16 protein-coding genes are annotated in these 18,596 nt (G+C 74.1%); 11 read left to right on the top strand and 5 right to left on the bottom strand.

Annotated features, from left to right (window positions below; all coding sequences use genetic code 11):
* Positions 1-10 precede the first annotated feature (10 nt).
* Positions 11-1,018 carry a hypothetical protein gene (locus tag RM446_RS13125; protein WP_311545545.1) on the bottom strand — a complete coding sequence of 336 codons (1,008 nt, stop codon included), beginning with the start codon at positions 1,016-1,018 and terminating at the stop codon, positions 11-13.
* A gap of 195 nt (positions 1,019-1,213) precedes the next feature.
* On the opposite strand from RM446_RS13125, the gene RM446_RS13120 reads away from it, so the two are divergent.
* The 4 genes from RM446_RS13120 to RM446_RS13105 are packed head-to-tail and all read left to right on the top strand — an operon-like array spanning position 1,214 to position 4,772.
* Entirely contained in the window at positions 1,214-1,573 is a 360-nt protein-coding gene (locus RM446_RS13120; RefSeq protein ID WP_311545544.1) for a YciI family protein, read from the top strand.
* A 45-nt stretch (positions 1,574-1,618) separates the two neighbouring features.
* The gene (locus tag RM446_RS13115) at positions 1,619-2,893 is read left to right on the top strand and encodes an RNA polymerase sigma factor (protein ID WP_311545543.1); all 1,275 of its coding nucleotides are present in this window, start codon (positions 1,619-1,621) and stop codon (positions 2,891-2,893) included.
* Complete coding sequence (locus RM446_RS24850) at positions 2,890-3,933, top strand: helical backbone metal receptor (RefSeq protein ID WP_398695101.1); 1,044 nt, start codon at positions 2,890-2,892, stop codon at positions 3,931-3,933. The genes RM446_RS13115 and RM446_RS24850 overlap by 4 nt, the downstream gene beginning before the upstream one ends.
* Positions 3,930-4,772, top strand: a complete 843-nt coding sequence (locus RM446_RS13105) for an SAM-dependent methyltransferase (protein WP_311545542.1) — start codon at positions 3,930-3,932, stop codon at positions 4,770-4,772. Before RM446_RS24850 ends, RM446_RS13105 begins: the two co-directional genes overlap by 4 nt.
* Positions 4,773-4,884: 112 nt before the next feature.
* Here the strand turns inward: RM446_RS13105 and RM446_RS13100 are convergent, their stop codons facing one another.
* A complete protein-coding gene (locus RM446_RS13100; RefSeq protein ID WP_311545541.1) occupies positions 4,885-6,051 on the bottom strand; it encodes an endo-1,4-beta-xylanase in 1,167 nt (388 codons plus the stop codon).
* Positions 6,052-6,257: 206 nt separating this feature from the next.
* Between RM446_RS13100 and RM446_RS13095 the strand changes: the two genes are divergently transcribed.
* The 5 genes from RM446_RS13095 (at position 6,258) to RM446_RS13075 (ending at position 11,490) form a co-directional block, all read left to right on the top strand.
* Positions 6,258-7,289 carry a LacI family DNA-binding transcriptional regulator gene (locus tag RM446_RS13095; protein ID WP_311545540.1) on the top strand — a complete coding sequence of 344 codons (1,032 nt, stop codon included), beginning with the start codon at positions 6,258-6,260 and terminating at the stop codon, positions 7,287-7,289.
* Positions 7,290-7,410: 121 nt separating this feature from the next.
* Positions 7,411-8,157 carry a polysaccharide deacetylase family protein gene (locus tag RM446_RS13090; protein WP_311545539.1) on the top strand — a complete coding sequence of 249 codons (747 nt, stop codon included), beginning with the start codon at positions 7,411-7,413 and terminating at the stop codon, positions 8,155-8,157.
* A 435-nt stretch (positions 8,158-8,592) separates the two neighbouring features.
* Entirely contained in the window at positions 8,593-9,324 is a 732-nt protein-coding gene (locus RM446_RS13085) for a response regulator transcription factor (protein ID WP_311545630.1), read from the top strand.
* Positions 9,321-10,829, top strand: coding sequence for a sensor histidine kinase (locus RM446_RS13080; RefSeq protein ID WP_311545538.1), 1,509 nt, complete (start codon positions 9,321-9,323; stop codon positions 10,827-10,829). Before RM446_RS13085 ends, RM446_RS13080 begins: the two co-directional genes overlap by 4 nt.
* Positions 10,830-11,004: 175 nt before the next feature.
* A complete protein-coding gene (locus RM446_RS13075; protein WP_311545537.1) occupies positions 11,005-11,490 on the top strand; it encodes a hypothetical protein in 486 nt (161 codons plus the stop codon).
* An 85-nt stretch (positions 11,491-11,575) separates the two neighbouring features.
* Here the strand turns inward: RM446_RS13075 and RM446_RS13070 are convergent, their stop codons facing one another.
* Both RM446_RS13070 and RM446_RS13065 read right to left on the bottom strand, forming a co-directional pair.
* Positions 11,576-12,499, bottom strand: a complete 924-nt coding sequence (locus RM446_RS13070) for a diacylglycerol kinase (RefSeq protein WP_311545536.1) — start codon at positions 12,497-12,499, stop codon at positions 11,576-11,578.
* Complete coding sequence (locus RM446_RS13065; RefSeq protein WP_311545535.1) at positions 12,496-14,109, bottom strand: FAD-binding oxidoreductase; 1,614 nt, start codon at positions 14,107-14,109, stop codon at positions 12,496-12,498. Before RM446_RS13065 ends, RM446_RS13070 begins: the two co-directional genes overlap by 4 nt.
* Positions 14,110-14,126: 17 nt before the next feature.
* Between RM446_RS13065 and RM446_RS13060 the strand changes: the two genes are divergently transcribed.
* Together RM446_RS13060 and RM446_RS13055 are read left to right on the top strand one after the other, a co-directional pair.
* A complete protein-coding gene (locus tag RM446_RS13060; RefSeq protein WP_311545534.1) occupies positions 14,127-14,807 on the top strand; it encodes a TetR/AcrR family transcriptional regulator in 681 nt (226 codons plus the stop codon).
* Positions 14,804-16,348 carry a glycerol-3-phosphate dehydrogenase/oxidase gene (locus RM446_RS13055; RefSeq protein ID WP_311545533.1) on the top strand — a complete coding sequence of 515 codons (1,545 nt, stop codon included), beginning with the start codon at positions 14,804-14,806 and terminating at the stop codon, positions 16,346-16,348. Before RM446_RS13060 ends, RM446_RS13055 begins: the two co-directional genes overlap by 4 nt.
* A 123-nt stretch (positions 16,349-16,471) precedes the next feature.
* Here RM446_RS13055 and RM446_RS13050 read toward each other — a convergent pair whose 3' ends face one another.
* Complete coding sequence (locus RM446_RS13050; protein ID WP_311545532.1) at positions 16,472-18,430, bottom strand: aconitate hydratase; 1,959 nt, start codon at positions 18,428-18,430, stop codon at positions 16,472-16,474.
* Positions 18,431-18,596 lie beyond the last annotated feature (166 nt).

The following is an 18,596-nucleotide window of genomic DNA, read 5'->3' as shown; positions in this document are numbered from 1 at the left end:
CGAGCGCCGATTATTCGCCATCGCACCAGCCGGCCACAAGAGCGCCGGACGGCGCGGGAACCTCGGCCGCGTCCCGTGCCAGCTCCGCCAGCCACCCCGGCGCGCCCGGCTCCGACAGCACGGCGCGGAGGGCCCTCCGGAGACGGCGGCGGTTGCGGCCGGAGCCGACCGACTCCACCTTCGGTGGCAGGGCCGCGAGGATCGATTCGCACTCCGGCCACGCCCGAGCCGCGGTGTAGGCACGCAGCAGGGACACCTGGTGGTGGAGGGCCGCCCTGCCGTCCGGGTGGAACGCGGCGGCGGCCGCCGCCGCGTGTTCGAGTTTCGGCAGAGCCGCACCGGCGTCATCCAAGGCGAGCAGCGCCTCACCTTCGTGCCCGCTCAGCTCGCCGTCGTCGACCCACCATGTCCACGTCGGATCCCGGCTCGTGAGCGAGTCGCTCAGGGCCGCACGCGCACGCCCGAGCTCGTTCGCGGCACGCCCGCCGTCGCCCATCCGTGCCAGCGCCCTTCCCCGGCGGATGCGTGCCAGCAGTGCGACCCGGGGTGGAATCCGGGGCTGGGTCAGCAGCTCGTCCGCTATACACAGCGAATCCCCGGGGAGGCCGGCCTCGACGGTCTGCAGCGCCAGGTTCGTCAGCGCGAACCGCTCCATCGAGCGGTCGCCGGCATGGCGCGCGAGCACGCGGGCCTCCAGCGTCGCCGCGCGCGCGGCCTGCTGCCTGTCGGCGTCGAACAGCAGCCACCCGGCGAGTTCGGCCACCTCGGCCACGGAGGCCAGATAGTCCCGCCGGTAGGGTCCGGGGACGGCACCGGATGCCAACCGCCGCTGCGCATCGCGCCAGACGCGCACGGCGGCGGGAGCGATCGCGTCTCCGCCGTGGCGGCTGTCATGGGCCACGAGGCGATCGACCGCCTCGCGCATGTGCCCGATCCCGTCCACGTGGCGATCGAGGTCCCGGGGGGACCGGCCGCCCTCGCTCGCTCGGCGAGCGGTCCTGCCGGAATCGTCGGCCATAGGGCTCCCGTGGTGTCGACCGTCGTCCTCCCAGAGTAGGCAGCGAGGCCGCCTCGCCGGCGGTCCGCCGCGGACCGGCGGAAACCGCCCCGGAAAAAACCCGCGCGCGGGTGTCGATCCGGCGGGCGGTCGTTCGACGTACAGGGTGAGGGGCGGGGGGAGAGCCCCCCGCCGAACGCGAACCGAGGAGAGACCATGCCGCGCTTCCTGTCGATCAGCCGCCACGACGAGCGGAACCGCCCCGCCGAGCCGCCCGCCCCCGAGCTGCAGCAGCGTATGGCCGAGCTGTACGAGGAGATCACCAAGGCGGGCGTCGTGCTGGACATGGCCGAGCTCGCCCCGACGTCCGAGGCGACCCGGGTCGCCTGGGTCGACGGCCGGGCCGAGTACACCGACGGCCCTTTCACCGAGAGCAAGGAGGTCGTCGGCGGCTACACCGTCATCCAGGCCAAGGACAAGGCCGAGGCGCTGGAGTGGACCCGCCGTTTCCTGGAGGTGCAGGGCCGGTACGAGCCCGGCACCACGGTCGAGGTCCGCGAGATCGCCGAGGACTGAGCGCACCGGCTTGCCGCGCGCGTGCGCCCCTGCTGAGATGGCGGCATGGGCACGGCCAGCGCGGTGAGCACGGCGGAAGCGGTCGAGACGGTCTTCCGCATCGAGTCCGCGCGGATCATCGCCGGCGTCGCGCGCATCGTGCGCGATGTCGGCATCGCAGAGGAGATCGCGCAGGACGCCGTTGTCGCCGCGCTGGAGCAGTGGCCGGAGTCGGGCATCCCGGACAAGCCGGGTGCCTGGCTCACGGCCACCGCCAAGCACCGCGCCGTCGACCTGGTCCGCCGCCGGGAGACCTACTCCCGCAAGCTGGCCGAGGTCGGCCGGGCGCTGGAGGACCGGCCTCCCGCCGAGCCGCCCGATGATGACGACATCGACGACGACCTGCTCCGGCTGATCTTCACCGCCTGCCACCCCGTGCTGTCCGCCGAGGCGCGGGTCGCGCTCACCCTGCGCCTGCTGGGCGGGCTGACCACACGCGAGATCGCCCGCGCCTTCCTGGCCGCCGAGCCGACCGTCGCGCAGCGCATCGTGCGCGCCAAGCGCACGCTGGCCGCGGCGGGGGTCCCCTTCGAGGTCCCTGGCGGCGCCGCGCGCTCTGAGCGCCTGGACTCGGTGCTGGAGGTGGTCTACCTGGTGTTCAACGAGGGCTACTCGGCCACCGCGGGCGACGACCTCGTACGGCCGGGACTCTGCGAGGACGCGCTGCGCCTGGCCCGGGTGCTGGCCGGATTGATGCCCGACGAGCCCGAGGTGCACGGGCTGGCGGCGCTCCTGGAGCTCCAGGCCTCCCGCACCGCGGCCCGCACCGGTCCCGACGGCGCGCCGGTGCTGCTGGCCGGCCAGAACCGCGCCAAGTGGGACCGGCTGCTGATCCACCGCGGATTCGCGTCGCTGCGGCGCGCCGGGAGGGGGCCCTACGCCCTGCAGGCCGCGATCGCCGCATGCCACGCCGGAGCCGGGTCCTATGCGGACACCGACTGGACGGCGATCGCCTCCCTCTACGGGCTGCTGCTGGAGGTGCAGCCCTCGCCGGTGGTCGCGCTGAACCGGGCGGTCGCGGTCTCCCGCGCCCGCGGTCCGGAAGCGGGCCTGGTCCTCGTGGAGGAGTTGGCCGGCGTGCCCGCCCTGCGCGATTACCACCTGCTGCCCAGCGTGCGTGCCGACCTGCTGGAAGCGCTGGGCCGCACGGACGAGGCCGCCGCGGAGTTCGCGCGGGCGGCGTCGCTGACCGCCAACGAACGCGAGCGCGGCCTCCTGTTGGAGCGGGCCGCCCGCACCGGAGCGGCCGGCGGCCGGGCGGCGCGGGAGGGGCCGGTGTGACCGGACGCGCGCGGCGGGTGCTCCTCGACGACACCGGCGCGGCGGTGGTACTCGACCTCCCTCCGCGGCGGGTCGTCTCGCTTGTGCCCTCGCTCACCGAGGCGCTCGCAGCCGATGCGCCGGACGTGCTGGTCGGTGCGACGCAGTGGTGCACGCACCCGCCGGGGCTCGGGGCCGCACGCGTGCGCGGCACGAAGAACCCCGACCGCCGCGCGATCGCGGCACTGGACCCCGGCCTGGTGGTGGCCAACAAGGAGGAGAACCGCGAGCTGGACGTCCGCCGGCTGCGTGCGGCCGGCATCCCGGTGTGGGTGACCGTGATCGAGTCCGTGCCCCAAGGGCCGGCCTCCCTGGAGCGGCTGTTCACCCTGGCCCTGGACCGGCCGCCGCCAGCCTGGCTGCGCAGCGCGCAGCGCCTGTTGGCCGACCGGCCCGGCCGCGGCGAGGCGGTTGTAGATGCGGACGGCCTCGGTGGTCTCGGCGGTGTGCACCTCGGCCGAGCGGGACCGCAGCAGGTCGAGGGTGCGCGGGTCGACCTCCAGGCGGCCGTGCGTGCCGCGGGGGAGGAGGACCACCGCCGCGGCCGAAGTCCAGTAGCTCCTCGACGGCGGCGGGCTGGATGCCGGGGTGGTGGGCGGTGCCGGTCTGGCTCCAGTGCCAGGCGCGCCCGCCGCCGGGGAAGAGCTCGAAGTCCGTGCCCACGGTCGTCGGCGCCGGGCCGTCGCGGCCCGGCGCCGAACCGGCGCCGGCGATCTCCAAGCGGCCCCATGACAGAGACAGCACGCGCGGCGAAGCGCCCGCGGTACCTGCCATCTGCGCTCACTCCCTTCGGTCCGCTCGTCACCCGGAACCCCGCCTGCGACGGCGCCCGGCGATTCCGCGCCGCCGACTGCGGCGCGGACGCGGATCCGGAGGAAGTTGTTTCCCGAAGTCGCCCTACGCACAGGAGCGGACCCGTAAAGTTTCCCTCAGACATGGCTTGCGCGGTCGAGTCCGGCTACCCCCTCCCCCCCGACATTGAGAGAGCAGAATTCCGATGAGCGATGCCCTCAGGTTTCCCCCGACAGATCTGGACATGTCGAAGCCGACCATCGCCCGGGCCTACGACGCCCTGTTGGGCGGCAAGGACAACTTCGCCCCCGACCGCGAGCTCGCCGCCGCGGTGGAGGAGCTCAACCCCGGCATGACCGACCTCGCGATCGAGAACCGCGGGTTCCTTTCGCGCGGTGTCCAGTACGTGGCCAACGAGCTGGGCATCGACCAGTTCCTCGACCTCGGCTCGGGGCTGCCCACCGTCGAGAACACCCACCAGGTCGCCCAGCGCAACTCCCCGGGCAACCGCGTCGTCTACGTCGACATCGACCCGATGGTGCTCGCGCACGCGCGTGCGCTGATGGTGGAGAACGAGACGACCACTGTGATCACCGCCGACCTGCGCGACGTCGAGAAGGTGCTGGGCGACCCGGGCACGCGCCGCCTCCTCACGACCGAGCAGCCGGTGTGCCTGATGCTGGTCTCGCTGCTGCACTGCATCCCCGACGAGGACGACCCCTTCGACCTCGTGCGGAGCTATCTGGAGCCCTTCCCCTCGGGATCGGCGCTGGTGTACTCGCACCTGTGCGCCGACGACGTCGAACACGGCCGGCTCTTCACCGAGCGGGTCCACGCCTCGGGCGCACCGTGGGGCCGCGTGCGCGACCCGCGGGAGTGCGCGGCCGCGGTCGCCGACCTGGAGCTCGTCTCGCCGTCCGTGGACGGCGCGGAGCCGGCCCGCCTGGTCGACTGCGACACCTGGCGCAAGCCGGGCACCGATCCGGTCGACATCCCCGGCGAGGACAAGCGCATCTGGGAGCACGCGGGGGTCGCGGTCAAGCCCTAACGGCGACGGCTGGGTGCCGGCCGCCGAACAAGCCCGGCGGCACCCGCCACAGCACCGTCGATCTTGTAGCTATCGCAAACGGAAATCGCTTTCCTTCACGATAGCTACAAGATCAACGGGGTTCACCGTGGCCGGGACGGCCGGGCCACCGCTTCTCGTCCTTGAGCGTGTCGTAGACCGCGAAGAAGGACTTCTTGCGGGTGAAGTCCTCGGTCATGACCGTGGCCGCGCCCTGGCCCTCGAAGAAGACCGGCACCCAGGAGTACTTGTCGGTGAAGCCCCAGATCGTGAAGGAGTCGCAGCCCTCCACGTCCAGGCAGGCCGACAGCGCCTGCCGGTAGTAGTCGGCCTGGGTGTCCAGCTGCTCCTCGGTGGGCTCGCCGCTCTCCGGCAGCGTCATGCGTACGTCGATCTCGGTGATGGCCGTGCCCAGGCCCAGCTCGTCGAAGCGGCGCAGATTCTCCTCCAAGCCGCCGGGGAACGGGTAGTCGAGGCTGAGGTGCGCCTGGGCGGAGAAGCCGTGCAGCGGGACGCCGTCGGCGAGCAGCTCTCGGGACAGCTCGTAGTAGGCGTCGCTCTTGGCGTTGGCGCTCTCGACGCCGTAGTCGTTGAGGTAGAGCTCGGCGTGCGGGTCGGCGCGGTGCGCCCAGCGGAACGCGTCGGCGATGACGCCCGGGCCCAGCTCGCGCAGCCAGATGTTCTCCTCGGTGCGCAGTTCGCCCTCGGAGTCGAAGATCTCGTTGGCGACGTCCCACTGCTGGATCCGGCCCCTGTAGCGGCCGACGACGGTGGTGATGTGGTCGCGCAGGATGGACCGCAGCTCGGTGTCGGTGAAGTCGCCCTCCTCCAGCCACTCGGGGTTCTGGCTGTGCCAGAGGAGGGTGTGGCCGCGGACGGCCTGGCCGTGGCGCCCGGCGAAGCCGACGATGCGGTCCGCCATCGCGAAGTCGTACTCGTCGCGCTCGGGGTGGATGTACTCCCACTTCATCTGGTTCTCGGGTGAGACCGAGTCGAACTGGCGCGCCAGCGTTCTGCGGTAGCGGCGGTCCGAGGTGAAGGGGTCGGGGTAGTCCTGTTCGAGGTGGTGGCCGCCGCCGGCGACCGCGGTGCCGATGCGGAACCCGTGGGGTGCGGCCCAGCGCAGCCGCTCGGCCTTGCCGTGGGAATGGTGGGGAGGCCAGTGGCGCTCGGCGGTGTCGGCGGAGGCCGCGGGGACGGCCAGCGGGACGGTCAAGGCGGCTGCGGCCAGGGCGGTGGTGGCGAAGCGGATGGGTCTCATCTGGGGGGATCTCCCATTCGGTCTGCCGCTTGGCATTTTCCGGAATATTCCGATTTGCGGCGTCGAAGGACAGTAAGCGCTCCTGGCCAGAGCGTCAATCCCCCGGACTCCGCCCCGCCGCACTCCTCCGCCCGCGCGGTTGGGCGTCCCGCCCGACCGCCTCCGCCCGCGACGTCCGTACTCTGGGTAGGTACGAAGGAGGAGCAGTGGCCGATACCCCGACCCCAGCCGTGACGATCTCCGCAATCGCCGAGGAGGCCGGCGTCTCCGCGCCGACCGTCTCGCGCGTCCTCAACGGCAGGGGCGACGTAGCGCCCGCCACCCGCGAGCGCATCGAGTCCTTGCTGCGGGCCCGCGGCTACCGCCGCCGGGGCAGCCGCGGGGGTGAGATGGTCGGGCTGCTGGACCTGGTCTTCAACGACCTGGACAGCCCGTGGGCGGTGGAGATCATCCGCGGTGTCGAGGACGCCGCCCACGCGGTGGGCAGCGGCATCGTCGTCTCGGCGATCCACCGCCGCGCCAGCTCGACGCGCCAGTGGCTGCAGAACGTCCGCTCACGCACCAGCGACGGCGCCGTGCTCGTCACCACCGACCTGGACTCCTCGCTGCGCGCGGAGCTGGAAGACCTGCACATGCCCTCGGTGGTGATCGACCCGGTGGGCGTGCCCGACCTCGCGGTGCCCACGATCGGCGCCACCAACTGGGCGGGCGGGCTCAGCGCCACCGACTACCTGATCAGCCTGGGGCACCGGCGCATCGCGTTCGTCGCCGGTCGGCCCGAGCTGTGGTGCAGCCGCGCCCGCCTCGACGGCTACCGGGCGGGGCTGGAGACCGCCGGGCTGGACGTCGACGACGACTTGGTCGTGCCGGGCGAGTTCGACTACGAGTCCGGGTTCCGGGCCGGCGAGCACCTGTTCGGCCTGGCCGAGCCGCCGACCGCGGTGTTCTCCGCAAGCGACCAGATGACGCTCGGCGTCTACGAAGCGCTGCGCCGGCGCGGCCTGCGCGTACCCGCCGACGTCAGCGTGATCGGGTTCGACGACCTCCCCGAGGCGCGCTGGGCCTCGCCCCCGCTGACCACGGTGCGCCAGCCGCTGGCCGAGATGGGCCGACTCGCCGTGCGCACAGTGCACCGGCTGGTGGGCGGCGAGTCCATCGAGAGCCCGCGTGTGGAGCTGGCCACCGAGCTCGTCGTACGCGACAGCACCGCTGCCGTGCCGGGCGCGCCGGCGCGGTGAGGGGGGATCCGCGACCGCCTGCGGCGGTTCTCGCCGTGGGACGTTGACATCGCGCACTCGGCTCTTTATGTTGCGATTATATTCCGGAAGATTCCGGAAAATGACACGCTAGGAGTCTCGCGTGAGTGACGGAACATCCCCCAAGCGGGGCCGCGTCGTCGCGACGCTGCTGACCATCGGCCTCACCGTCTTCGCCGCCGCCGCTCCGGCGCACGCCGCGCCACAGGACAATCGCTATCATCCCGCAGCGGGCGCCAAGGGCACCGCCACGCCCGAGGTCGTCACCCAGACAGGGGTGCCCGGCCAATCGGTCGCCCTCACCTTCGACGACGGCCCCAACCCGGGTGAGACGCCCCGACTGCTCGACGTGCTGCGCCGGCACGACGTCAAGGCCGTGTTCTGCCTGTGGGGCCAGCACGCGCAGCAGCACCCCGACCTCGTCCGCCAGATCGCCGACGCGGGCCACACACTCTGCAACCACTCGATGTACCACGCCGATCTCGCCTCGCAGTCCTGGAGCAGCGTCGCCGCCGATCTGGAGGCGACGAACCAGGCGATCCATGACGCGGTTCCCTCGGCCGACATCCCCTACTTCCGCGCGCCCTACGGTTCTTGGGGCCAGAGCCCGCAGGTCGCCGCGGAAATGGGAATGCAGCCGCTGGGCTGGAGTCTTGCCGTCGAGGACTGGAACACGCCAGGCACCCAGGTGCTGGCGGACCGGCTGCGGCAGGGCATCACGCGGCAGTCGGTGGTCCTTCTCCACGACGGCGGCGGCGACCGCAGTCAGACGATCGAGGCCGTCGACCGCGTCGTCCCCGAACTGCAGTCCCAGGGCTGGCGGTTCGTCCGCCCGGCGACCAGGGGATAGGCACCCCGGCGAGACGCGGGCACGGCAGCCGTGGCCGAGGCCGTACCCTCCGGGCTGCTCCGCCCGGGCGGGGCGCGGTAGGCCGGACCCTCCGCCCCGGCCGGATACACGGAGCGGCCGGGGCGGAGACCGGTCCCGCGCGGGCGCGCCACCCTTGCGCCGGCGCCCGAAGAATCCGCCGCCACCGCCTCCGCGCGCCCGACCAGCTGGTAAGGCGCGCGGAGGCGCTCTGCTGCCGGGCTGGGCGGGCGAGTGTCGGATAGCCGCCGTGCCTGCTCCAAACCGCGTCCGGTCGTGTTCTCACCGCTCTCTAGCGTTCGCCGCCTATTCTCACGCGAGTGCTGCCCGCTGGGGGCGCAGGGGAAGGGGCGCCGCGTGCTGGCGAACGTGACCGGGACGCGAGCGGGGACGAGGACGGACGGGACGGTGACGGCGATGCGCGCCGAGCACTCCGAGAGCGCACAGGCCGCCACCCAGGAGCAGGTCCTGCTCGTCGAGGACGACCCGAACATCCGGGAGCTGCTGACCGCCTCGCTGGAACTCAGCGGCTACACCGCCCGCGGCGCCGCCGACGCGGACACCGCCGTGGCCGGGCTCGCCGCATTCACGCCCGACATCGCCGTGGTCGACATCATGCTCCCCGGTCGCAGCGGGCTCGACCTCGTCGCCGACCTGCGCGGGGTGCTGCCCGGCCTGCCGGTGCTCCTGCTGACCGCGCGCGGCTCGGTCGGGGACCGCGTGGCCGGCCTGCGGGCCGGCGCCGACGACTACGTGACCAAGCCGTTCAGCCTCGACGAGGTGCTGCTGCGCCTGCAGGCGATCCTGCGCCGCACCGGCGTCCAGCCGCCCGACGAGGAGGTGCAGCTGCGCTACGCCGACCTCGAACTGTGCGAGGACGCCCACGAGGCCCGCCGCGGCGGCACGCCCGTCCCGCTGTCGCGCACGGAACTGGCGCTGCTGCGCTACCTCATGGTCAACGCGGGCCGCATCGTCAGCAAGCCCCAGATCCTCGACCGCGTCTGGGGCGGCGAAGCCGGCGACACCCGGGTGGTGGAGACCTACATCAGCTACCTGAGGCGCAAGATCGACACCGGGCGTATCCCGCTGATCCACACGGTATGGGGCGTCGGCTACACACTGCGCATCGGCGCCCAGGACCGCCGATGAGCCTCCGCTCGCGGCGGCCGGTGCCCAGGGCGCTGGGCGCACGGCTGAGCCTGGTGGTGGTGTGCCTGACCACGGTGTGCCTGGTCGTGTTCGGGGGCGCGGGCGCGACACTGCTCCACCGCCACCTGCTGAACGAGGTCGACACGCGCCTGCACACCATCCTGGACGGCCCGCAGGGCGGCGCCCCGCCGCACGAGAGGGGCGGGGGAGAGGGCGCAGGCGAAGGGCGGGGCGATGGGCGGGGCGGCGGCCCTCCGCCGCCCTTCCCCACCGATCTGCGGACGCTCACCGTCGACGCGGACGGCGACGTCGCTTCCGTGGTCGGGCAGACCGGTTCGGACGCCTCGCTGCCTGACCTCGGCGGTGTCGGTGTGGAGAGGATGCGCGACCTCGCCGGTCGGCCGTTCACCGTCCCCGGCGAGTCCGGCGGCGGCCGGTGGCGCGTGGTGACCGAATCCGGAGAGGACGGGAAGGTGCGGGTGGCCGCGCAGTCGCTCGCCGGCGTGGACGGCACCGTGACCCAGCTCCTGGCGATCGAGGCGGGTGTGGGAGCCGCCCTGCTGGGCCTGCTGGGCTTCGCCGCAGTGGCGACGGTGCGCCTGGGACTGCGCCCGCTGCACGCGATCGAGTCGACCGCCCAGGCCATCGCGGCCGGCGACCTGGACCGCCGCATCCCCGACCAGGACCCCGCAACCGAGACGGGGCGGCTGGGTGCGGCGCTGAACGTGATGCTGTCCGGTCTGGCGCGGGCGGTCCGGGAGCGGGACCGGTCGGTGGCGGTGACGCAGCGCTTCGTCGCCGACGCCTCCCATGAGCTGCGCACGCCGCTGTCGTCCATCCGCGGGTTCGCCGAGCTGTACCGGCAGGGCAGGGACCGCGGCGTGGTGGCCGAGGACGCGAAGGCGGACCGGTGGATGTCGCGGATCGAGGACGAGGCCGGGCGCATGGCGGGCCTGGTCGACGACCTGCTGCTGCTCGCCCGCTTCGATGAGGCGCCGCTGCTCGACCGCACCGGCGTCGAACTGGGGGAGATCGCCGAGCAGGTGGCGGCGGGTGTACGGGCGCGCGCACCGCAGACCCCGGTCGAGGTGGCGGCACCCTCCGCGGTGCACACGGTCGGCGACGCCGACCGGTTGCGCCAGGTGCTGGAGAACCTCGTGGGCAACGCCGTCGAGCATACGCCGCCCGGCACCCCGGTGCGCATCAGCGTCGGCGCGGCCGCCGCCGCGCAGCCGCGGACCGCCGCTTCGATCGGCGAGCTGCCCGCGGACATGGCGGAGGCCGCCGTCGTCGAGGTGCGCGACGAAGGGCCGGGCATCCCCGCCGAGCAGTTGGCGCATGTCTTCGACAGGTTCTACCGGGTGGACGAGTCGCGCTCGCGCGGGGGAGCGGGGCTGGGACTGCCCATCAGCGCCGCGTTCGTGGCAGCCCACGACGGCGTGATCGGCGTCGACTCCCAACCGGGCCGAGGCACCGTGTTCAGCGTGGTGCTGCCGGTGCAGTGAGGCGGGGCGCGGGTGCGGGCGGCCGATTTGCGGGGCGGGCGGCGATGGAGGTGATCGTCGGCGCCGGCCCCCCGGGAGGCGTAAGCGTCTCCCTCGTGCGCGGGAGGCGGCGACCGCCCCGACGTGGTTGCGTTGACACCGGCATTCAGGGGAGACCGACCAGGGGAGGGTGGCCGTGGGCGACGACGGTTCGGGAGCCGACGTGAGGGACGGTGCGTCCGAAGCCGAGTGCGTGAAGGGCGGCGTCCGACTCCTCGGCGGTACCGCAGCGGCCTCCGCGGGCCTGCTCGCCGCCGCGCACCTCCTCGTCGCCGGAGCCGCCACTGCGGGCGGAGTCCCGGCCGGTTCGGGTGTGCTGGCCTGGATTCTCCTACCACCGCTGGCCGCGGTCGGGTTCGCGCTGGCGACGCTCGCGCTGGCCTTCGATAGAAAGCCGCTTCCGCGAGGGCTGCTGCTGGGCCTGGTCTGGACCCACACGGCGCTGATGGCGGCGCTCGTCGCGCTGAGCCTGTTCGGCTTCGCTGCCGGCGTTCCGCTGACGCTGTCCTCGGCATTCGGCGGGCCCTTCGCCTATGCGCTGGTTTCGCTGGCGGCCTACGCCGCCTTCCTGACCCGCCTGCTCAGACAACGCCCCACCGCCGCTGCCGCACCTCGCACCTGAGCAGGGGCCGGCGAAGCCCTCGGCCACAGGGTTCGACGGCGTGCGGCCCCGCCGTCCCCGCCGTCCGTCCGCACCCGCTCCCCGCCTACCTCGGAACCAGTACCTCGACCGCCCCGGCGACCGCTTCGGCGTGGAGCGGGAGCGGGCCCGCGGGCTCTCCGTCGGCGTAGGCGCGCATGCCGGGGGTGTGCAGGCGCACGCTGTTGGCGTGGAAGGTGCGCACGAGCGGGTGGGTCGCGTGGGTACCCCGGTAGATGCGCGGGAACGCGCGCAGCAGCTGCCCGGCGGTCGCCGGGCCCACGGCCGTGACGGCGAGTCTGCCGTCGCCGGGGTCGGCGTGCGGGCAGATGCGCATGCCGCCGCCGTAGAAGGCGGTGTTGCCCACAGCCACCAGCATCCCCTCAAGGTGCTCCTCGTGTCCGTCGGCCTCGATCGTGAACGGCAGCGGGCGCAGCCGGCCGAGCTCGGCCATGACCGCGGCGGCGTAGCGCAGACGGCCGCGCGGCCAGCGCATACGGTCGGTGCGCTCCACGACCAGGGAGTCGAACCCGCTGGTCAGGACGGTGCCGAACCAGAGCGGGCGGCCGCCGCCCGCGGGCGGCGAGCAGCGGCCCAGGTCGATCCTGCGCCGCACACCGCCGAGGACGACGTCGGCGGCGGCGTCGGGGTCCGCGGAGGGGATGCCCAGTGCGCGGGCGAAGTCGTTGCCCGTGCCGCTGGGCAGTACGGCCAGGGCGGTGGAGGTGCGGGCCAGCTCCTGCAGGGCGAGGTGGACCATGCCGTCTCCCCCGGCCACCGCCAGGACGTCGGCGCCGGCGGAGACGCAGGCGCGGGCCCGCTCCCTCGTCTCGGCGGCGTCGCGCCCCGCGACCACATCGACCTCGACGCCCCGGGAAAGCAGCCGCCGCGCCGCCCGCGCCGCGATCCGCTCCCCGGCGTTTCCGCCCGCCGCCGGGTTGACCAGCAGCGTGACGGTTCCCGATGCCGCACCGGCGGCGCCGGAGGTCACGACCGCTCCGGGATGAGCTTGCCGGGATTGAGCACCCCTACCGGGTCCAGGGTGTCCTTCACCGCGCGCAACACCTGCACGCCCAGGGGTCCGACTTCGGCCTCCATCCACGGCCGGTGGTCCGTGCCCACCGCGTGGTGGTGGGAGATGGTCGCGCCGCATGCGGCGATCGCGTCGCCGGCGGCGCACTTGGCCGCGCGCCAGCGGCCCAGCGGATCCCGGCCCGCCGCCGCGGCGACCGTGAAGTACAGCGACGCGCCCTCGGGATAGACGTGGGACACGTGGCAGAGCACGAGGGGCGCGGAGCCGTCGCCGGTCGCCAGCGCGCCGGTCAGCGCTTCCATCACCGCTTCGCGCAACGTGTGCAGGCCGGACCAGGTGGTGGCGGTCTCCAGGGTCTCGGCCAGCACGCCGGCGTCCAGCAGGGCGTCGCGCAGATAGGGGGCGAGGTAGCGGCCGCCGCGCCACCGGGCGACCGGCTCGGCGCCCAGTTCGTCGCCGCCGGCCCGCCGCAGAGTCTGCGCGGTCAGCGTGCGTACCGCCGCCGCCTGCTCGGCGCCGCCCTCGTGGGTGATCACGGCGAGGCATCCCGGGACGGCCTCCTCGTCGGCGAGGAGGGCGTTGACGAAGGTCTCCTGCTCGTCGGAGAGCCGCACCAGCGTGGGCCGCACGCCGCTCTGGGCGAGCGCCCGCAGGGCCTCGGCGCCGGCGGCGAAGTCGGGGAAGACCCACGCCTCGTCGTGCCGCGCCTCCGGCACCGGGCGCACGCGCAGGGTCGCCTCGGTGATCACGCCGAAGGCGCCCTCCGACCCCAGCAGCAGCCGACGCAGGTCCGGCCCGGCAGCCGAGGAGGGCGCGCGGCCCAGGTCCAGCGTGCCGCGCGGGGTCGCGGCCCGCAGCGAGACCACCATGTCGTCGAAGCGCCCGTAGCCCGACGAGGACTGGCCGCAGGAGCGGGTGGCCGCGTAGCCGCCGATGGTGGCGTACTCGTAGCTCTGCGGCTGGTGCCCCAGCGTCAGCCCGTGCGCGCCCAATAGTTCCTCGGCCTCGGGGGTCCGCAGGCCCGCCTGCAGGGTCGCGGTGCCGGCCGTGCCGTCGACGGCGACGAGCCGGTCCAGGCGCCGCAGGTCCAGGGCCACGGCGGCGGTGAAGGCCCCGCGCAGCGGCTCGACCCCGCCGACGACGCTGGTGCCGCCGCCGAAGGGCACCACGGCCACGCCGTGCTCGGCGCACACGGCCAGCACCGCGGCGACCTCGTCGTGGTCCGCCGGCAGTACCACCGCGTCGGGGGCGTCGGCGACGTCGCCTGCGCGGCGGCGCAGCAGGTCGGGGGTGCTCTTGCCGCCGGCGTGGCGGATCCGGGCGGAGGCTCCGGCGTCCACGTGTTCGGCGCCGACGGCGTCGGCCAGCGCCGCGCGGGCGGGCTCGGGGAGGGCGCCGGGCGGCGGGCGCAGGTCGGATTCGGCCGTGCGGCGGCGGGCGTCCTCCGGCGCGGCGCCGAGCACCCGAACGATCAGCTCTCGCTGGGGCTCCGTCAGCGACACGGCGTGCGCGGGGTCGCCCCAGGCGTCCCAGGAGGGCTCGCCCACGCGGCGGGTGGGTTCCGTCATGCGTTACAGTTTTCCATATGGTGTCAATTAGTAACGAGGAGGAAGCGGAGTCGCCGGCCGACCCGCTGGCCCAGACCCTCCTCGACGCGGCCCGCGAGTCCGTCGCCGTCTTCGGCCTGCGGCGGCTGACCCTCACCGACGTCGCCCGCCGCGCGGGGGTGAGCCGCCCGACCGTCTATCGGCGCTGGCGCGACATCGACACCCTCCTCGGCGACCTGCTGACCCGCGAGATGCGCGCCGTGGTCGCGGCGGCCGCGCCGCGCGCCGCCGCCGAGGGCGCCGACGGACGCACCCGCCTGGTGGCGGGCGCGGCGTGCGTCCTCGCCGACCTGCGCGCGCACCCGCTGATGACCCGCATCCTCACCGCCGAGCCGGAGGCGCTGGTGACCTACACCTTCCAGCGCCTGGGCTCCAGCCAGCGCCACGCGCTCGCCTTCGTCGAGGAGCAGATCCGCGCCGGGCAGAACGACGGATCGGTGCGCGCTGGCGAGCCCGCGGCGCTCGCCCGGATGGTGCTGCTCCTGGTTCAAAGCGCCGCCCAGTCCTGGCGCCTGGTGGAGGACGTCCTCGACCTCGACGGGCTCACCCGGGAGGTGCGCCGCATGCTCGAGAGCTACCTGCGCCCGCAGGATGAGCGCGCCGCCGACCACGCGCACCGCGGCCGGGCGGCGGGCACCGGACAAGGCGCGCAGGCATGAGCGCCGACCCCGCCCCCGGCGCTTCCCTCAACGCCGCCCGCCGGGCCCGGGACCTCGACCGCCTGGCGCGCGATCCCCGCGTGGACCTGCTGGTCGTCGGCGGCGGTGTCACCGGAGCGGGCATCGCCCTCGACGCGGCCTCGCGCGGGCTCTCGGTGGTGCTCGCCGAGAAGCACGACCTGGCGTTCGGGACCAGCCGGTGGAGTTCCAAGCTCGTCCACGGCGGCCTGCGCTACCTCGCCACCGGCCAGGTCGGCATCGCCCGCGAGAGCGCGCGCGAGCGCCACATCCTCATGTCGCGCACCGCGCCGCACCTGGTCCGGCCGTTGCCGATGCTGCTGCCCCTGCACGCCGGGGTGAGTCGCGCGCAGGCCGCCGCCACCCGCACCGGGCTGCTCATGGGCGACGCCCTGCGCCTGTCGGCCGGCACCAGCGGCGCGCTGCTGCCCGCCTCCCGCGGCGTCTCGCGGCGGCGCGCACTCCACCTCGCGCCCGGGCTGCGGTCCGACGGGCTGCGCGGCGGCCAGCTGTCCTTCGACGGTCAGCTCGTCGACGACGCCCGCCTGGTGGTCGGCCTGGCGCGCACCGCCGCCGCCCACGGCACCGCGGTGCTGACCCGCTGCGGGGCCGAGGAGCTGCACGGCGACCGCGCGGTGCTGCGCGACCGGCTCACCGGCGCGGCGCTGGACGTCCGGCCGCGCGCGACGGTCAACGCCACCGGCGTCTGGGCCCAGGAGCTGGCGCCGCAGGTGCGGCTGCGGCCCAGCCGGGGAACGCACCTGGTCTTGTCCGAGAGCCGCCTCGGCGGTCTGCGTGCCGCCGTGACCGTCCCCGTCCCCGGCGACCCGACCCGCTTCGCGCTCGTGCTGCCCCAGCAGGACGGCCGCGTCTACGTCGGCCTCACCGACGAACCCCTCGACGGCCCCGCACCCGACGTGCCCCCGGTGCCCGAGCACGACGTCGACTTCCTGCTCCGGGTGCTCGGCGGCGTGCTGGCGGCGCCGCCGGGCCGAGGGGACGTCGCCGGCGTCTTCGCCGGACTGCGTCCGCTGCTGGACGCCGGTGACGGCCGCAGCGCGGACCTCTCCCGGCGCCACGCCGTGGTGGCCTCGCCCGAGGGCGTGCTGACCGCGGTCGGCGGCAAGCTGACCACCTATCGGCGCATGGCCGAGGAGGCCGTGGACGCCGCGGTCGAGCGCGCCGGGCTGCGCGCCGGGGCGTGCCGCACCCGCCGCCTGCCGCTGGTGGGGGCCGCCGGCCCCGCCCTCCTGCGCGGCGTCGACGCCCCCGCCCGCCTACGGGCCCGCTACGGCGCCGAGGCCCCGTCGGTCGCCGCCGAGGCCGACGGCCGGCCCGGCCTGCTGACCCCGATCGCGGCCGGCGTCACCGCCGCCGAACTCCGCTGGGCGGTCCGCCACGAAGGGGCCCTGGACGAGGCGGACCTCCTGGAGCGCCGTACCCGCGCCGCCCTGGTCGCCGAGGACGCCGAGCGCCTGCGCCAGGCCGCGCGCGACGCCCTCTCCGCGGCCGAGCGCCCGTGACAGACTGTTGAGCCTGCGGGCCCCAACCCCCGTTGATCTTGTAGCCATCGTGAAGGAAAGCGATTTCCAGTGACGATAGCTACAAGATCAACGGTGATCTGATGGTGCCCCAGGCCATGGCTGTCATTCCAGCTCCCGGGCGAGGAGCGGGATCTGCCCGCCGGCCAGGACGGACTCCACCTGGGGCGCAGACAGGCGGTGGCGCAGGGCGTACTCCTCGCCCTTGGTTTTGTTCCGGAGGGCCACCTCGCCCACAGCGGGGAGGGTCTCGCGGAGCCCGGCGAGGAGGAGCACGTCGCCCGACGCGATGCGGTCGTAGTCGGCCGGGTCGGTGAACTCCAGCGCCAGCACGCCGAAGTTGGCGAGGTTCTGCCAGTGGATCCTGGCGAAGGACTTGGCCACCACCGCGCGCAGCCCGAGGAATCGCGGGGTGATGGCGGCGTGCTCGCGCGAGGAGCCCTGGCCGTAGTTGTCGCCCCCGATCACGAAGTGCCCCTGGCCGTCGGCCAGGTCGTGCGCCCGCCTCGGATAGTCCTCGTCGATGCGGGTGAAGGTGAACTCCGCCAGCCGGGGCACGTTGGAGCGGAACGGCAGGGCCGCCGCGCCGGCCGGGGAGATCTCGTCGGTGGACACGTCGTCGCCGACCTTGAGCAGCACCGGCGCCTCAATGCGGTCGGGCAGCGGCGGGAAGTCCGGCAGCGCCGAGATGTTGGGTCCCTTGACCAGCTCCGTGCGCAGGGACTCCTCCCGCGGCGGCGGGGGCACCAGCATGCGCGTGTTGACGCTGGAACGCTCCGGCGGGTGCAGCTCGGGATAGGCGATCCCCAGTTGCTCGGCCAGGTCGCGCGGGTCGGTGATCACCCCGGCGAGCGCGGAGGCCGCCGCGGTCTCCGGCGAGCACAGCCAGACCGAGTCCTCCTTGGTGCCCGAGCGGCCGGGGAAGTTGCGGGGGAAGGTGCGCAGCGAGTTGCGGCCCACCGCCGGCGCCTGGCCCATGCCGATGCAGCCCAGGCAGCCCGCCTGGTGGATGCGGGCGCCGGCGCCGATCAGGTCGACGGTCGCGCCCGTCTTCGTCAGGTCCGCGAAGATCTGCCGCGACGAGGGGTTGACGTCGAAGCTCACCGTGCTGTCGGTCTGGCGGCCCTTCACCATGGCGGCGGCGATGGCGTAGTCGCGCAGCCCGGGGTTGGCCGAGGAGCCGATGACGACCTGGCCGACCTTCGCGCCCGCCACCTCGCGCACCGGCACCACCTTGTCGGGCGCCGAGGGCATGGCGATCAGCGGCTCGATCGAGGACAGGTCGATCTCGTCGGCCACGTCGTAGGCGGTGTCGGCATCGGCGAGCAGCTCGGTGAAGTCGCCCTCGCGCCCCTCCGCGCGCAGGAAGTCGCGCACCGCGCCGTCGGAGGGGAAGACGGTGGTGGTGGCGCCCAGCTCAGCGCCCATGTTCGCGATGACATGGCGGTCCATCGCCGACAGCGTGTCGAGCCCCGGGCCGTGGTACTCGATGATGCGGTTCAGCCCGCCCTTGACGCCGTGCCGCCGCAGCATCTCCAGGATGACGTCCTTGGCCGAGGTCCACTCCGGCAGCTCGCCGGTGAGCCGCACGCCCCAGATCTGCGGCGCCCGGATGCGCAGGGGGCGGCCTGCGATCGCCATGGCCACCTCCAGCCCGCCGACGCCGACCGCCAGCATGCCCAGCGAACCCGCGGCGCAGGTGTGGGAGTCGGAGCCGGCCAGCGTCCTTCCGGGCACGCCGAAGCGCTGCATGTGCGTGGGATGGGAGACGCCGTTGCCGGGTTTGGAGTACCACAGCCCGTAGCGCCGGGCCGCCGACTGCAGGAACTCGTGGTCCTCGGCGTTCTTCTCGTCGGCCTGGAGCAGGTTGTGGTCCACGTACTGCACGCTGACCCCGGCCCGTGTCCGGTCCAGCCCCAGCGCCTCCAGCTCCTGCATCACCAGAGTCCCCGTCGCGTCCTGGGTGAGGGTCTGGTCGACGCTCAGCGCGATGGGCCGACCGGGGGCCATCTCTCCTTCGACCAGGTGCGACTCGATCAGCTTGTGTGCGACACCGCGTCCCATCTCGCTCCTTCTCTCGCTCTACAGCGAAGCTGACCGCACAGGTGCGCGGCAAACGGTTCGCGGCGCACAGAGGACGGGGGCGCGGGCGGTGCGGCGTCCCGTCCGCGCCGCGGAGCCGTTCCCGAGCAGGCCGATTCCGACAACTCCACTGCCAAGCGAGAGTCCC

The sequence above is a fragment of the Streptomonospora wellingtoniae genome (assembly GCF_031845375.1).
Classification (GTDB): Bacteria; Actinomycetota; Actinomycetes; order Streptosporangiales; family Streptosporangiaceae; genus Streptomonospora; species Streptomonospora wellingtoniae.
This window is presented reverse-complemented; position numbering and strand designations above follow the sequence as displayed.

Excerpts from the sequence above, each read along its gene's own strand:
- RM446_RS13080 (WP_311545538.1), top strand. The coding sequence starts at position 9,321 with ATGAGCCTCCGCTCGCGGCGGCCGGTGCCCAGGGCGCTGGGCGCACGG.
- RM446_RS13120 (WP_311545544.1), top strand. The coding sequence starts at position 1,214 with ATGCCGCGCTTCCTGTCGATCAGCCGCCACGACGAGCGGAACCGCCCC.
- RM446_RS13060 (WP_311545534.1), top strand. The coding sequence starts at position 14,127 with ATGGTGTCAATTAGTAACGAGGAGGAAGCGGAGTCGCCGGCCGACCCG.
- RM446_RS13055 (WP_311545533.1), top strand. The coding sequence starts at position 14,804 with ATGAGCGCCGACCCCGCCCCCGGCGCTTCCCTCAACGCCGCCCGCCGG.
- RM446_RS13115 (WP_311545543.1), top strand. The coding sequence starts at position 1,619 with ATGGGCACGGCCAGCGCGGTGAGCACGGCGGAAGCGGTCGAGACGGTC.
- RM446_RS13065 (WP_311545535.1), bottom strand. The coding sequence starts at position 14,109 with ATGACGGAACCCACCCGCCGCGTGGGCGAGCCCTCCTGGGACGCCTGG.
- RM446_RS13125 (WP_311545545.1), bottom strand. The coding sequence starts at position 1,018 with ATGGCCGACGATTCCGGCAGGACCGCTCGCCGAGCGAGCGAGGGCGGC.
- RM446_RS13085 (WP_311545630.1), top strand. The coding sequence starts at position 8,593 with ATGCGCGCCGAGCACTCCGAGAGCGCACAGGCCGCCACCCAGGAGCAG.
- RM446_RS13050 (WP_311545532.1), bottom strand. The coding sequence starts at position 18,430 with ATGGGACGCGGTGTCGCACACAAGCTGATCGAGTCGCACCTGGTCGAA.
- RM446_RS13100 (WP_311545541.1), bottom strand. The coding sequence starts at position 6,051 with ATGAGACCCATCCGCTTCGCCACCACCGCCCTGGCCGCAGCCGCCTTG.
- RM446_RS13105 (WP_311545542.1), top strand. The coding sequence starts at position 3,930 with ATGAGCGATGCCCTCAGGTTTCCCCCGACAGATCTGGACATGTCGAAG.